This is a genomic window from Gordonia sp. UBA7860, assembly GCF_002500165.1.
Taxonomy (GTDB): Bacteria; Actinomycetota; Actinomycetes; order Mycobacteriales; family Mycobacteriaceae; genus Gordonia; species Gordonia sputi.
Map to the genome: position 1 here is coordinate 1 of NZ_DLSO01000059.1, position 351 is coordinate 351.

1 protein-coding gene is annotated in these 351 nt (G+C 63.0%); it reads left to right on the plus strand.

The genetic code is table 11. The features are described from left to right. Positions 1-351: DUF3375 family protein (locus tag B3T59_RS08355; protein ID WP_287002000.1), on the plus strand; the 351-nt coding region annotated here is incomplete at both ends.

The following is a 351-nucleotide window of genomic DNA, read 5'->3' on the forward strand; positions in this document are numbered from 1 at the left end:
CGACTCCGACCTCGCCTACCGCGATCGACAGCGACAGATGTTCGACGACTACGAGTCCCTCCTCGAGTCATCCCAAAGCGCGTCCTATCACGCCTTCACCCAGATGATCCAGGATCCGGTGCAGCGCGCCCGCCTCATCTCCGACATCGAGCTCGTCGTCGACAGGCTGCCGAGTATCGACACCGGACTGCGCGCAGTGATGGAGAACTTCTTCCCGTTGGTCAGTGAGCAGATGGCCGAGGTCGGGCGGATCAGGCAGCGTTGTGCCCGTCGAATCCGACGGTTCGTCGCATCAGGAACTCTCGAGCAGAGCCGTGGCGTTGCCCGACAGCTCAACGACGCACTGGCCAC